This window comes from uncultured Eubacterium sp., from assembly GCF_934561735.1.
Lineage (GTDB): Bacteria > Bacillota > Clostridia > Oscillospirales > Acutalibacteraceae > Eubacterium_R.
Genome location: NZ_CAKTGT010000003.1, coordinates 110,593 through 125,443 on the forward strand (window position 1 = coordinate 110,593; position 14,851 = coordinate 125,443).

The window sequence follows — 14,851 nt, forward strand, 5'->3', positions numbered from 1 at the left end:
TTTTACCTCCTGTTATTTTACTGATTTTACATTACTGAGTTTAACATCTTCAACAAGCGGAGAAACAGCCTTGCCGCTGAATCTTACAAGTTCAAGATTTTCTACATTTTCGGCATCTATTGCGTGCTTGTAACTGTCGCAAAGATTACCCCACGCAGTTTGCGTTTTCTCGATAAGCACATTTTTGGCATATCTGATAAAAAATGCGGAATTGTCGTACTTTTCAACGCCCCAATCAAGGCAAGGACGCAAATCATAAAGTCCGCAGTCCCATTTTGATGTTTTTGTAAGAGTGATTTTGCAATTTTCAAATGTAATATCTTCAATGATGTTTTCTGCATTGCCGTGGATGAGAACACCGTTTTCACCCTTTGCGGTAACATTGAAAAAGCGAATATTTTTGATTGTGCCGCTCTTTGTATTTTCGTCGCGGTTAAATGTGGTGATAACAACAGGTTCAGCTGTTCCCCACCAATCCGGGCAAAATCTGCGTGTTTCGATAATTATATTTGAATATGTAACATTTTCAACGCAGCCGCCGTCACGGATTTGAATTGAAAGACCTCTGTTTGATTTGGAGATAATGCAATTTGACACAATTACATTTTTAAAATCGCCGACACCCTCAGTACCGATTTTGATTGCGGCAGAGGTTGAAACCAAAGTACAGCCGTCAATAATAATATTTTCACACGGACCGTATTCGGCATTGCCCTTGCTTGCCTTGAGGCAAATACAGTCATCCGCACAGGTTACATGACAGCCCAAAATTCTTACATTACTGCAATGGTCGGGATCGATACCGTCGGAATTTGCAACATCCAAATCGTTGAGAATACGAATTCTGTCAATAAGCACATCATCGCATCCGGCAGGATGAAGAGTCCAAAACGGAGCATCGACAACCGTAAACTCCTTAAATGTAATATGATTGCTTTTTTCAACATAAATAACGGTAGGACGAGGGTAAAAATCACCCGTTACATAGTACTTATCCTTGCGTTGAACAAAAGCGTGACCGTTTGCGTCAACAGTGCCCTCACCGCTTATTGTACAATTATCCGCCTCATAAGCATAAATAAACACAAAGCTCGGCTTACCCGTTACCGGATTGCCGATAAGTGCGGTTTTAGGGTCGTTAATCAATTTGTTGGGACGGATATATCCGTCAATATTGCTTGTAGCCTTCAGCCTTGCACCCTTTTGGATATGCAAGTCAACATTTGCCTTGAGCTTGATTGAGTCGCTGTAAAACACTTTGCCCGACGGCAAAACAACCTGACCGCCGCCGTTTTTTGTGCAATCATCAATGGCGTGCTGAATGGCAAAGGCATCGTTTGTTGTACCGTCACCCTTGGCACCGTATTGCATAACATTATAAATCTTCATAAAAAGAAGTACCTCGTTTTTTAATATCTAACTTATAATAACATATAAAATTTATATTTACAATATTTTTTAAATGATATATTATATACTTAATAATTCTATGGAGAAAATTATGAAAACAAACAAAAAAAGAATAGAAATCCTTGACGAACTGCGTGGATTTGCGATTTTGGCAATGATAGTGCATCACTTCTTTTTGGATGTGGGCGATGTGCTCAGCCTTGATTGGGGTTACACCGTATTTAATGCACTGTGCAAAGTTCAGCCGATATTTTGGGCAATATTCATCATCATTTCGGGTATATGCTCACGGCTGTCAAGGAACACGGCAAAGCGTGGTGCAATCGTGCTCGGTGCAGGCTTAATCGTAACATTTGTAACGGCGTTTGTTATGCCGAAACTTATGGGAATATACGGAGCGGAAATATATTTCGGCATACTTCACTGCTTGGGTGTTTGTATGATAATCACAGGATTGGCAATGCCGTTGATTGAAAAAATCAATCCCAAAATCGGTATGCTTATATCAACCGTTTTGTTTGCGGCAACATACGGAATAAACTCGGGCGAACTTATTTTTGGACTTGTCAAACTGCCTACGCCGTCAACAAACATACTTATGCCGCTCGGCATATTCAACGGCAAATTTGAAAGTGCGGACTATTTTTCGATATTCCCGTGGCTGTTTATGTTTTTGGCAGGAGCATTTTTGGGCAAATACGCAAAAAACGGCGAATTTCCGGCTTGGACATACAAAAAGCACTCAAAAATCTTTGCCTTTGTGGGACGAAACAGCCTTTGGTTTTATCTCGGACATCAGGTTGTGCTGTATGCCCTGCTGTATGCTTTTTTGGAAGCGATGAAAATATATTACAAAATAAAATTAAGTTAATTAAGGAACGGTAAAAAATATGAGAATGCGACACAAAAAAAATCTTGAAGAGCGACTTGAAAAAGTACAGGATTATCTTATAACTCTCAGAAACGACAGTTTGAACTTCAACGATGTACAAAACGAAAAACATTTGCTTGACTTGAAAGAACTTTTCGGCAACGACAACCCAGTATATCTTGAAGTCGGCTGCGGTATGGGCACATTCGGCGTTACATACGCAAAGCAAAACCCAAACATCAATCTTATCTGCGTTGAAAAAGTAAGGGATGTCATTTGCACGGCTTGTGAAAAAGCGAAAGCAGAAGGGCTTACAAACATCAAATTTTTAGACTGTGCGGCGGAATACCTTCCGTCTTACCTGCCGGCACACAGCATAGGTCTTATATTCCTAAACTTCTCGTGCCCTTATCCAAAAAAGAGCCACGCCTGCCACAGACTGACGGCAGACAGATTTTTGGGCATATACAAGGAACTTATGACCGACGATGCGGCAATTTTTCAAAAAACCGACAATATGCACTTCTTTGAATTTTCGCTTGAAAGCTTCAGCAAAAACGGATTTGAGCTGTCAAACATCAGTTTGGATTTGCACAACAGCGATTTTGAGGGCAATATTGTAACGGAATACGAAGCAAGATTTTCATCACAAGGCTTCCCTATTTACAGAGTTGAAGCAAGACTAAAAAAATAAACGAGATGATGTTATAATGTTTGGCGGACTGAAAAAAGCAAGGCTCAAAACCTTGCCAAATGACATAATAAGCGGCATAATCATTGCACTTGTGTCTATTCCTATATCAATGGGATATGCACAAATTGCGGGACTGCCGCCAATATATGGACTATATGGCTCAATACTGCCGGTGATAATATTTGCGTTGTTTTCGTCATCGCCGCAATTTATATTCGGTGTTGATGCGGCACCTGCGGCATTGGTAGGCGGAGTGCTTGCAACTCTCGGCATATCGGCAGGCAGCGAAGATGCACAAAAAGTTGTACCGCTTCTTGCATTTTATACGGGCGTATGGCTGTTTCTGTTTTACATATTCAAAGCAGGACGGCTGACCGAATATGTATCCACTCCTGTTATGGGCGGATTTATCAGCGGAATTTGCACAACAATCATACTTATGCAGATACCAAAACTTTTCGGCGGCGTATCCGGCACGGGTGAAATCCACGAGCTTGCTGTTCACATAGTTAAACAGTCCAAGCTCAATTTCAGCTTGCCGTCGCTTATACTCGGACTTACAACGCTTGCTTTGATTTTGATATGCAAAAAATTCGCACCTAAGTTTCCTATGCCGGTGCTCATCATGATTGCGGCAGGTGTACTTCAGCACTTCTTTAACTACTGCACACCGTTTGAAATCAGCACTCTGCCCAAGGTTACAAACAGCCTTGATAACTTCAGCCTGCTTGATTTTTCGGCTGTCAGTCCGATAAAAGGCATGGGGCTGTCGCTCACAATAGCCGTTGTTATTATGGCAGAAACCCTGCTGTCGGAAAACAATTTTGCAATAAGAAACGATTACAAAATCAACGACAACAACGAGGTGCTCACATTTGCACTGTGCAACATTTCGGCTTCGGCAGTCGGCTGTTGCCCTGTTAACGGCAGTGTTTCAAGGAGTTCAATGAACAACCAATTCGGCGGCAAAAGTCAGGTAACATCAATTACCGCCGCCGTTATTATGCTTGCTATCGTAACATTTTGCACAGGATTTATTCAGTATTTGCCCGTGCCCGTATTGACGGCAATCGTTATATCGGCTTTGCTGGGTGCAATAGAATTTGACCTTGCCAAAAAATTGCGTAAAATCAACAAAAAAGAATTTTTCATCTTCCTTGCCGCATTTTTCGGAGTGCTGATTTTCGGCACAATCTACGGCGTTATCATCGGTGTTATTCTTTCTTTTGTAAATGTTGTAATTCGTGAAAGCAATCCGCCACGCTCATTTTTGGGAGTTGTACCGAACAGAGGCGGCTTCTTTGATTTGAACACGAATGAAAATGCAAGACCGATTAAAAATGTTGTTATATACCGCTTCAGGGCAAATCTGTTTTTTGCAAATGTTAAAGAATTCAGAGAAGATATTGAAAATGCCGTAAAGCCCGACACCAAATGCATAATAGTTGATGCGAGCAGTATCGGAAGCATTGACACAACGGGTGCGGCAACACTTGAGGGAATATATACAAAGCTAAAGCAAAACGGAATTCGTTTTTACTTAACGGAGCATTCGCACGCTCTCAATGACGAACTCAGACAGCTTGACTTGGGCCACATAATAGAAGAGGGCGGAGTAAGGCGAACAATATCGGCGGCACTTCGTGCACAGGGTATTCAAAAGCCGTATGAACTTGAACTCGGCGAAAACGACAGCGAAACGACCGTTGCTCCGAACTTTAAAGAGCAGTTACTGCACGAATTTGAATGGGCTTTCGGCGACTCGGCTGAGGAACGAATCGAAGCCTACACCGAGGATATTCTCAAAAATGCAAGAAATGCAAACCTTGATGAAAAAAGCCTGCTTGAACTAACAGACCTATGGTCCGGACTCGGCTCGTTTGATGAAGACATTCTTCTTGAATCGCTTGAATTACATTTAAGTGAACTTTCAAAATCAACAGGAATCAACGAAGACAAACTTGCAAAACAAATTGAAGAGCGTCGAGAAACTCTGTACCAATATGTAAAGAAAGAGGACGAGGAAGCGTTCAAAAACTTCCGCGACCGCCGTCATGAACATATGCACCTGCTTCGTGACAGACAGCCCGAACTTTACCGCAAACTCCACGATTACCACGAAGAAATCGTTGAAAAGAGAAAAGAACACCTTGACGAACTTGCTGAAAAGCACAAAGAACGCCAAAGAAAAGATAATCAATAACATTAAAAGCACCCTGAACTTAAATTGTTCAAGGTGCTTTATAAATTATACAATAATTACTTTATTACACGAACACGGATAACGCCGTCAAGATTTTCAATATCCTTTGCCACAGCATCGGAAACTTCGCTGTCGCAATCGATAATCGAGTAAGCAATTTCGCCCCTGCTCTTATCCTCAAACGATGCAATGTTTACGCCGTCCTTTGAAATTGTGTCGGTGATCGTTGCAATCATATTCGGCTGATTCTTATGAATAACGGTTACACGGGCAACTCCGCCTCTTGCCATAAATACGGCAGGCATATTAACGGAATTCTTGATGTTGCCGTCCTTAAGATAATCAATAAGTTCCTGTGCACCCATAGCGGCACAGTTTTCTTCACTTTCGGGAGTTGATGCACCGAGGTGAGGAATGGCAATTACTCCGTCAACACCGATAAGTTTTGCATCAGGAAAATCTGTAACATAGCAAGCCATCTTGCCCTCATCGAGAGCCTCGATAACAGCGTCGCTGTCTGCAAGGTCGCCACGGGCAAAGTTCATAATACGAACGGTGTCTTTCATCTTTTCGATTGACTCACGGTTAATCATATGCTTTGTGTCCGGTGTAAGCGGAACATGAACCGTGATATAATCGGCAACAGGGAAAATCTCGTCCAAATTATTATTAACAGTAATTCCCTTTTTGAGAACAGCGTCCTCAGGCAAATACGGGTCGTAACCGATAACATCCATACCAAGGTCAACCGCAACCTCGGCAACAAGTCTGCCGATAGCACCGAGTCCGATAACGCCGAGGGTTTTGCCCTTGAGTTCCGGACCTGCAAATGCAGACTTACCCTTTTCTACGGTTTTGCCTACATTGTCGCCTTCATCTTTGATTGTTTTGCACCAATCAATAGCCTTTGTTACCTTTCTTGATGACAAAAGCATACCCAAAACAACAAGTTCCTTAACTGCGTTTGCATTTGCACCCGGTGTATTGAAAACAACTATGCCCTGATTTGCACAATCCGCAACAGGAATGTTGTTTGTGCCTGCACCGGCTCTTGCGATTGCAAGGAGTGACTTTGGCATTTCCATATCGTGCATTGATGCCGAACGCACCATAATTGCATCTGGATTTTCCATATCGTCGGCATATGCAAATTCTTTTGTATCAAACTTTGCAAGACCGACATTTGAAATCTTATTTAACAATTTAATATTATACATATTATATATACCTCAATTACATATTCTCTTTTTCAAATTCAGCCATAAATTCTACAAGCTTTTCTACGCCCTCAATCGGCATTGCATTGTAGATGGAAGCTCTCATACCGCCAACGGTTCTGTGACCTTTAAGGTTTACAAAGCCTGCTTCTGTTGCTTCCTTGATAAACTTAGCGTTAAGCTCATCGCTGTCGGTTACAAACGGAACGTTCATAAGGCTTCTGTCCTCAGGAACAACTGTACCGTGGAACATCTTTGAATTGTCAAGGAAGTTGTAAAGAATAGCGGCTTTCTTTTCATTATGAGCTTTCATAGCTTCAAGTGAGCCGAATTCTTCCTTAATCCAATCAAGTACAAGCTTGCAAATGTAAATTGTCCAGCATGGAGGAGTGTTGTAAAGTGAATCTGCGTCTGCCTGAACCTTGTAGTCCATCATAACAGGGCAAATATCTCTTGCGTTGCCGAGCAAATCCTCACGAACGATAACAACAACCAAACCGGCAGGAGCAACATTCTTTTGAGCACCGAAGTATACAACGCCGAATTTGCTGATGTCGAGCGGCTCGGAAAGAGCACATGACGAAACATCTGCAATAAGCACCTTATCACCAACCGGAGGCAATTCCTTATATACAGTACCGTAAATTGTATTGTTCATACAAATATATACATAGTCTGCATCATCTCTGAAATCTTCAGGCTTTGTCTTTGGAATATATGTAAAAGTCTTATCGGCTGAAGAAGCGGCGGCAACAACATCGCCGTACTTTTGAGCCTCCTGAAAAGCCTTTTTAGCCCATTGACCTGTAATGATGTAATCTGCCTTGCCCGAACCGTTCATAAAATTGAGCGGAATGGCAGAGAACTGTGCAGAAGCACCGCCCTGCAAGAACAATACCTTGTAGTTATCCGGAACTTTGTAAAGTTCTCTCATAAGCTTTTCTGCTTCTTTAATAATATCGTCGAACCATTTTGAACGGTGGCTCATTTCCATAACGGACTGACCGCTTCCGTGATAATCCATAATTTCTGCGCCTGCTTTTTGCAAAACGCTTTCCGGAAGAGTTGAAGGTCCGGCACTGAAGTTATATACTCTTGACATTTTTGTTTACCTCTCTTATAAATGTAATAGTAAAATCAACTGCTGATTTAACAGCGTCTGTATTACATTATATAGATATTTAACTTTTTGTCAATGTTTATCTGCAAACTTTGTCATTTTTCACAATACATTGTGATTTTTTTATCAATATCGTGTCAAAATTATAACAATTACCGCAATTTGTCACAATTTAAAAATAAATTTTAAAAAAGTGTTGACAAGAGAACGCAAATTGTGTATAGTTAGATTGTAATCATTACAATGTAGGTGACAGAGATGACTGAAGCGGAAATTCAAAAGGTATTCAAAAGTCATTCTTACAGAGCCACCCCACAGCGAATTGCGATATACAAATATCTGTGTGAGCATCCCACTCATCCCGATGTTGAAGAAGTGTACCGATTTATGCTGACGGACAACCCTAACACATCAAGAACTACAATATACAATGTATTGCAGTCACTTGAAAAAGAGGGATTGATTTTGGCAATTAAGATTGACAGCGATCGTATTCATTACGATGCAGACACAAAATTGCACGGCCACTTTAAGTGTGACGGATGCAACAAAATCTTTGATTTTTTGATTGACGACATCAAATGCACAGGCATTGATGATTTTGAAACCAAAACAAAAGATGTATATTTCAGCGGCTTATGCCCCGAATGTAAACAAAAATAATTTTTTAAAATAAAGGAGTATTTGAAATGAACAAAAAGTATTATTGCCCTGTATGCGGCTACGAAAGCGACGAACCTATTGACATCTGCCCTCTCTGCGGTGCTAAAATGGCTGTAAGAGAAGAAGGTGCAAGCAACGACTGGGCAGCAGAACACAAGGTTGGCATCATTGACGGTGTTGACGAAGAAATCGTAAAGGGTCTTCGTGATAACTTCAACGGCGAATGTTCAGAAGTTGGTATGTATCTTGCAATGGCAAGAGTTGCACACCGTGAAGGTTATCCTGAAATCGGTCTTTATTGGGAAAAGGCTGCTTATGAAGAAGCAGAGCACGCAGCAAAGTTTGCAGAAATGCTCGGCGAAGTTGTAACAGACTCAACAAAGAAAAACCTTGAGATGAGAGTTGCCGCTGAAAGAGGTGCAACAGAAGGTAAGACTCAACTCGCTCTTCTTGCAAAGAAAGCAAACCTTGACGCTATCCACGACACAGTTCATGAGATGGCTCGTGATGAGGCTCGTCACGGCAAGGCATTTGAAGGTCTCCTCAAGAGATACTTCGGTGAATAATAAAATCGAATAATACAACAAACGGTTGATTCACTTTTTTGTGAACCAACCGTTATTTTTATTTGTTAATATTTTCAACTTCGCTTCCTGCCTTTTTACTGAAGCGTTGATAGAAATACGAAATCAAAATAAGTATTGCACCGAAAGCGAAATATGATGCTATTTTCCATCCCGAATCAAGGTGCGAAGTGTCAACAAAGCACAACTTTGCAAATGCACAAAGTATGAGCACCAAGCCGCCGGAACGAACAACGGTATATCTGCGTTTAAATCCGACAAACAACATAATGCACGATGCCGCAATGTACAGTGCACTGATAATAACATTTGAGAATTTAACCTCAAACTGCCCCATTGCAATTGCGGTAATCAACATAAGCGATGACAGTGAAATTGCCATTGTAAACAACCAAGCTGGTGCGGCAAAGCGATTGATAATATCCAAAACCGCACTTGCCAAGAACAAAATTACGCCTATATTAACAGCAAAAAGGAGCACAACATTAATCACCATGAGGGCATTATGTTCAACAATCTCACCGAAATACGAAAATATCTCATTATACTTGTTATGTATATCCATACCGACAAAGGTTGTAAGGAACACGCCAAACGAAACCAAATCACTCACAAGCATTGAAGCCCTGTTTTTAAACAAGCCGTGACGGATAATTATACTGAACACAAGAAGTGACGCAATCACAACCGCATAATCGTTAAATACGCTGTTTACCTTAACCGACGGTCCGCTCATCACATTGTCGTACAAATATTTTACCAAACCTACGGACGAATAGGCGGAAACAATTTCCACGGCGGTATATATAACGGTTTTGTAACTTCTTTGTTCAACCTGAACAAAGCCACGAACCGTATATATCCAAAATGCACAAACAATCACGGCAAAACTTACTGCGGCAAGTTCTTTTGACATTTCTGACGAACCGAAAATTCTTGCGGCAACAGACATTATCATACAACCAAGCCCTGCATATTCGATAACATCGATTTTCTTTTGAATACCGATAAGAGCAATAATGATGCCCTCAGCCGCCCAACCGATGCTTGCATATTCCGCACCGAATATAAACGGAACAATAAACATTGAAAAAGCCAAACCGCTGATTGAAGTTATTGCGGTTGCAACGGCAGAACTTTCTCTTTTTTCCTTAACGGCAAACGCCGACAAAAAGGCATAAATAAGTGTAAATACAAGGAATACGAAGCCGACGGTTCTGTCCGCCTTTGTGCTGTTTGAAATCAAATTATGCACGGTAACACTTACCGAAACAGCACCGCTGACTGTATTAAGTCCGAGAAGCACGCCGTCTTTAACAAGGAACGGCTTGCCTTTGACGATTTTTGCACCCGGCATCATCAAATAAATCACAAAAGACACAACGGCAAACGCAACCGCAAGCGGCAAAGCATAACCGTAACCCGTAAGGTTGCGAAGCGAATATGCACATTTTGCAATACCGCCGATTGCAATCAAATGGAGTCCGTAACCTATAAACTGTGCAACATACCATTTTTTATTGTAGGTCATTGCAAACAATATAATTGCCAAAAGGCAAAAATACACGCTTGATACAGGCAAAAATGTTACATCTGCGGCGGCTTTGCCAAACCCCATCATATAAATCGCAACAACGGGCAAATATCCACCGACTGCACCGAAAGCACAGACAACCTGACTTTTAACCTGATTTGAAAGAATAACCGCTGCCGCAGTAATCAGCACACATATTATAAATGTTACCTTTGCATTGTAAAGCTCAAATGCAAAAAAACACGTTGCCGCCGCGGCATATAATGTTGCAACACCGCCGCTGATGAGCGTTGTGGAAAAAACGGTTTTTTCTTTTTTATAAAACAATTCGCCGACAGCAACCAGAACTATTCCGAGCAGGTAAATAAGTCCGCCTTTGAAAACATCCGACATATGCACATAAGCAAATCTGCCAAGCATAATTATACCTATTATAAATAACAGGATACCGGCTTTGCCGAGGACATTGAGGCCGATAAAACTTTCAATGCTTCGCTGTTTTGTTGCCGCCTGTTTTTCGGCTTCCGTAAGCGGAGCATTTTTATACGATTCACCGACTGCAAAATTTGTTTGCACGGCATTGTTAAATTCTGTGTTTTTGTATTCCTCAAGCCTTGCACGGCGAGCCTGTGTTTCTGCCCTGAGTGCTTTTAGATTTGCAAGAATATCATCAAACTGCGAACTGCCGTAACCCTCAATCACCTTTACGGTATCATCAATACTTTTAATACAATTACGCTCATAATCATCAAGCACACTGCCTATACCCAACTCTTTTTTGTAATACACTTTTTCAATACGATTTTGAACCGAAGAAAACGCAGACAGTTTTTCATCTGCCGCCTTGCTGAAAAGTGCCGCCTTTGTATTGTCAAGCGACTTCTTAAGGCTGTCGTTTTCAGCTTTCAAATTGCTTTCGGATTTTGCAAGTATATCTATTTTACTTTTAAGTTCTTCATTTTCACGATACACATCATCGGCAGAGATTGAGCGAGCCTCCGCCTTTACCGAATCGAGTATTGCCTGCTGGTCGTCAATGAGTTTGTTAAGTTTATCAATCTTTGATGACATATTGCTTCAGCTCCTTTCCGACGCTGTAGGATTCAGCCGTTACATAATCATAAAAATACAAATTATCTTCATTATCGGTAAAAAATTCGCCAAGTTCTATGAACGGTTCTTGGTATTGCTTTGAGCCGTCATATTCAAAATTAACCGTTACAACATACGGATTGTGCCCCAAAAATGCAGAAGTCTGCTTCTTATCAACAGGATAGCCTTTGTTTTGATAGAAAAGGCAAAATTCCTTTATAAACCCGGAGCCGTTTTGCTTATTAAATTCCTTATCGGAAAACTCCGAATTTGAAATATAATCCGAATATGCTATAGTTCGGTTTTCAAGGCTTATACATTCAATATTGTCATATTTAATATTATCCTTATCAACGGCGGTATTAACATAAAAATATTTTTGGCGGCGAACCTCAAGTAGCACGCTGTCGGAAAACTCGTTGCACTTAATTACAACCTTTTCCTTTTTGCCGTTTTTGTCATAATAATCGGCATACTTGGTGTCCGGATAACAATCGGCGTCTTTGCCGGACAGCAAGGAATATCTTTGATATTCGTCAGGCACAACAAAAGTTAAATCGGCAAATTCGATTTTTGTACCTTCACATCCTGCGTCCGTCACCTTATTATTTATTTTTTCATCGGCATTAAAACCAAATGCAACTATCGAACAAACAACAATCCCCACCGCACACAACAAAAGAGCGACAATAAAAAATCTTTTACGCTTTTTATTCATTTTGCCGAGTTGAGATGACAACGAAGCATTTTCACTTTTCAATCGGTCAAGTTCCGATTTGTCAACAGCAAGTGAATCATTATGCCCGGACTGAAGTCCGATAAGCTCGTTGCCGTCAATCCCCATTATTTCGGCAAGTTTAAGCATGGTTGAAAGTTTTGGCATCGATTCGCCGTTTTCCCATTTTGAAACGGCTTTGTTGGACACTCCGAGCAGATCTCCGAGTTCTTTTTGTGACAGTCCTTTTTGCTTTCTTAATTCAACAATTCTGTTTGCAAATTCAAAATTATCCATTTCGTCACCTCCCACCCTTACATTACCAAATAAGCAGTCTAAAATCAATAACAATCTGCTAAACAATCTATAAACTGTAAATCTACTTTCGGTTCAATCCGTTCAAACATAAAAAAACGAGCCCATACGGACTCGTTTTCATAAATTCTCAGAATAATTTAATTTGTGCGTTGTTGAGGTCGATTTCCTTATAATCAATTTCGTCAAGCAGTTCAAGGAACACCTTGTTATCCGACGGTGTAAGGCTGATTTCGAGATTTTTACCGTCATTCATATAAATGGAATACTTATACGGATGCGACATCATATTGTTGAGATTTACACCTTTTTTATAAATTCTACTGATGTTTTCGGTATTAACTATAACCTCGTCATTTGTTGACACCTTGCCTAAATTAACATACATTTTTTCAACTTGGCGAAACCATACTTTCGCCTCTCCCCTTTTTATTGCAGAGCTTCGGCCCGCAATTTTTATCGTACCACATAAAATGCAATATGTAAAGGATAATTACAGAAATTTATTCGATTTGTTAATTTGCGGCAGGATGATAATTTGGCACTATTGCCATAAGCTTTTCACGAACATTTTCCTCGTTAATGTGTTTAAGTGATTCAAGCCACTTTTCAAAATGAGCAGAATCAAATTCCATAGGCTGATTTACAAAAATCTTTTCGTTGGCGGTACGCTTTCTCGTTTCCATTTCTTCAGACAATGAAAGTTCCTCATATAACTTTTCACCCGGACGAAGACCCATAATCTCAATAGGAATTTCGTTTTCGGTAAAGCCCGAAAGACGGATAAGATTTTTTGCAAGGTCCATAATTTTAACAGGTTCGCCCATATCAAGAACGAAAACTTCGCCGCCCTCGGCAATTCCGCCTGCCTGACAAACAAGCTGTGCCGCCTCCGGAATGGTCATAAAATAACGGGTAATATCGGGATGCGTAACCTTAACCGGTCCGCCGTGTGCTATTTGTTCCTTAAAAATCGGAACAACCGAGCCGTGAGAGCCGAGCACATTGCCGAAACGAACTGCGGCATACTTTGTATTTTTGCTTTTATCGTTCATGTACTGAACGATAATTTCGGTAATTCTTTTGGTGCAACCCATAACATTTGTAGGATTAACCGCCTTGTCGGTGGAAAGAATTACCATTTTATTAACCTTGTATTCATCGGCAACAACAGCAACATTGTAAGTGCCGAAAACATTGTTTTTTACTGCCTCGCAAGGGCTGTCCTCCATAAGCGGAACATGCTTGTGAGCCGCCGCGTGGAACACAACATCCGGATGGAATTCCTCCATAATTTCACGAAGTCTGTCTATATCTCTGACAGAGCCTATACGAACATCAATGTCTATCAAATCGCCGTACTTTTCGTTAAGCTGATTTGCAAGCTCAAACGCACAATTTTCATAAATATCAAAAATAGCAATCCTTTTCGGAGTGTATCTTGCAACCTGATTGCAAATTTCCGAACCTATTGAGCCGCCACCGCCCGTTACCAATACCGTTGCACCTACAAGATAACGGCAGGCTTTTTTATCAAGCGTAATTTCAGGGCGGGACAAAAGGTCGGCAATATCAACATTACGGATTTTTTTAGGGTTGCCGGCATCAAACATTTCCTCCTGCGACGGGCTGGTTTTTACATTGCATTTGGTTTTCATCGCAATAGACAGGATTTCTTTTTGTCTTGCTTTTGAAGCAGACGGCAAGCAAAGAATAATCGTGTCTATTCTGTATTTCTCCGCTATTTCGGGAATTGACTCACAATTACCCACAACCTTAACGCCGCTGATTTTTTTGCGAAGCTTTGCAGGATTGTCATCAACGGCAATTATCGGTCTGCCCTTTTCGTAATTATCATTTCTGAGCATTTCAATTACAAAATTGCCCATAAATCCGGCACCGACAATCATTACTCGCTCATTTTTTGAACTTCTGGCAATAATCTGTGACGGAACAACACGCAAAATTCTGTAAGCTATGCGTATACCTGCTATGCAAAAAACAAAGAGAAGCCAGCAAAGCATATACGAATATATCGGCATTCTGCCATCAATTCCGATGATGTCTTCAAACAGAACCCTATCAACAAATATGAGTACCAAATCAATCACCGTGGCACTGCCAAAACTGCGTATGATTTCGTCTACGCCGGCAAAACTCCACACGCTGTTGTAAAGCCCAAATGCAAAATTTGAAACAATACACACAAACGCCAATATCACTATATGCCAAGCAGACATTACAATACTTGAATACGAACTGTTTGCAACTGTGCCGTTCATAGTTATGTAGCAAGCCAGATAGTTTGATGAAATGAGCAAAGTAACATCAAGAAAAGCAATAATTATCTTTCTTATCAACGCCGCAAATCTTTGCTCTATAAACCTTTTCTCCGACATTCAGTTTCTCCTCCCGATTTTAGTCTGACAAAAA

General features: G+C 40.8%; 12 protein-coding genes. 5 read left to right on the forward strand and 7 right to left on the reverse strand.

Annotated features, from left to right (window positions below):
- Positions 1-12: 12 nt before the first annotated feature.
- Positions 13-1,389, reverse strand: a complete 1,377-nt coding sequence (locus Q0E08_RS04005) for a glycoside hydrolase family 28 protein (RefSeq protein WP_294777244.1) — start codon at positions 1,387-1,389, stop codon at positions 13-15.
- 112 nt (positions 1,390-1,501) lie between these two features.
- Between Q0E08_RS04005 and Q0E08_RS04010 the strand changes: the two genes are divergently transcribed.
- The 3 genes from Q0E08_RS04010 to Q0E08_RS04020 are packed head-to-tail and all read left to right on the forward strand — an operon-like array spanning position 1,502 to position 5,178.
- Positions 1,502-2,281 (forward strand): heparan-alpha-glucosaminide N-acetyltransferase, encoded by a 780-nt coding sequence (locus tag Q0E08_RS04010; protein ID WP_294777246.1) that lies wholly within the window; start codon positions 1,502-1,504, stop codon positions 2,279-2,281.
- Between the two features lie 19 nt (positions 2,282-2,300).
- Positions 2,301-2,975 carry a tRNA (guanosine(46)-N7)-methyltransferase TrmB gene (gene trmB, locus Q0E08_RS04015; protein WP_294777248.1) on the forward strand — a complete coding sequence of 225 codons (675 nt, stop codon included), beginning with the start codon at positions 2,301-2,303 and terminating at the stop codon, positions 2,973-2,975.
- Between the two features lie 16 nt (positions 2,976-2,991).
- The gene (locus tag Q0E08_RS04020) at positions 2,992-5,178 is read left to right on the forward strand and encodes a SulP family inorganic anion transporter (protein WP_294777250.1); all 2,187 of its coding nucleotides are present in this window, start codon (positions 2,992-2,994) and stop codon (positions 5,176-5,178) included.
- A 56-nt stretch (positions 5,179-5,234) separates the two neighbouring features.
- Here Q0E08_RS04020 and Q0E08_RS04025 read toward each other — a convergent pair whose 3' ends face one another.
- Positions 5,235-6,395 carry a phosphoglycerate dehydrogenase gene (locus tag Q0E08_RS04025; protein ID WP_294777252.1) on the reverse strand — a complete coding sequence of 387 codons (1,161 nt, stop codon included), beginning with the start codon at positions 6,393-6,395 and terminating at the stop codon, positions 5,235-5,237.
- 16 nt (positions 6,396-6,411) lie between these two features.
- The gene (gene serC / locus Q0E08_RS04030) at positions 6,412-7,497 is read right to left on the reverse strand and encodes a 3-phosphoserine/phosphohydroxythreonine transaminase (RefSeq protein WP_294777253.1); all 1,086 of its coding nucleotides are present in this window, start codon (positions 7,495-7,497) and stop codon (positions 6,412-6,414) included.
- A gap of 276 nt (positions 7,498-7,773) precedes the next feature.
- Between serC and Q0E08_RS04035 the strand changes: the two genes are divergently transcribed.
- On the forward strand, positions 7,774-8,178 hold the full coding sequence (locus Q0E08_RS04035; RefSeq protein WP_294777255.1) for a Fur family transcriptional regulator: 405 nt from the start codon (positions 7,774-7,776) through the stop codon (positions 8,176-8,178).
- Positions 8,179-8,204: 26 nt separating this feature from the next.
- Positions 8,205-8,744, forward strand: a complete 540-nt coding sequence (locus tag Q0E08_RS04040) for a ferritin family protein (RefSeq protein ID WP_294777257.1) — start codon at positions 8,205-8,207, stop codon at positions 8,742-8,744.
- A 58-nt stretch (positions 8,745-8,802) separates the two neighbouring features.
- Here the strand turns inward: Q0E08_RS04040 and Q0E08_RS04045 are convergent, their stop codons facing one another.
- From Q0E08_RS04045 to Q0E08_RS04060, 4 genes are all read right to left on the reverse strand, one after another.
- The gene (locus tag Q0E08_RS04045) at positions 8,803-11,367 is read right to left on the reverse strand and encodes a DUF2339 domain-containing protein (RefSeq protein ID WP_294777259.1); all 2,565 of its coding nucleotides are present in this window, start codon (positions 11,365-11,367) and stop codon (positions 8,803-8,805) included.
- Positions 11,351-12,400: a helix-turn-helix domain-containing protein gene (locus Q0E08_RS04050; protein WP_294777261.1), complete on the reverse strand. Its 1,050-nt coding sequence runs from the start codon at positions 12,398-12,400 to the stop codon at positions 11,351-11,353. The genes Q0E08_RS04045 and Q0E08_RS04050 overlap by 17 nt, the downstream gene beginning before the upstream one ends.
- A gap of 148 nt (positions 12,401-12,548) precedes the next feature.
- A complete protein-coding gene (locus tag Q0E08_RS04055) occupies positions 12,549-12,806 on the reverse strand; it encodes a hypothetical protein (protein ID WP_294777263.1) in 258 nt (85 codons plus the stop codon).
- Positions 12,807-12,933: 127 nt separating this feature from the next.
- Complete coding sequence (locus Q0E08_RS04060) at positions 12,934-14,817, reverse strand: nucleoside-diphosphate sugar epimerase/dehydratase (RefSeq protein WP_294777265.1); 1,884 nt, start codon at positions 14,815-14,817, stop codon at positions 12,934-12,936.
- Positions 14,818-14,851 lie beyond the last annotated feature (34 nt).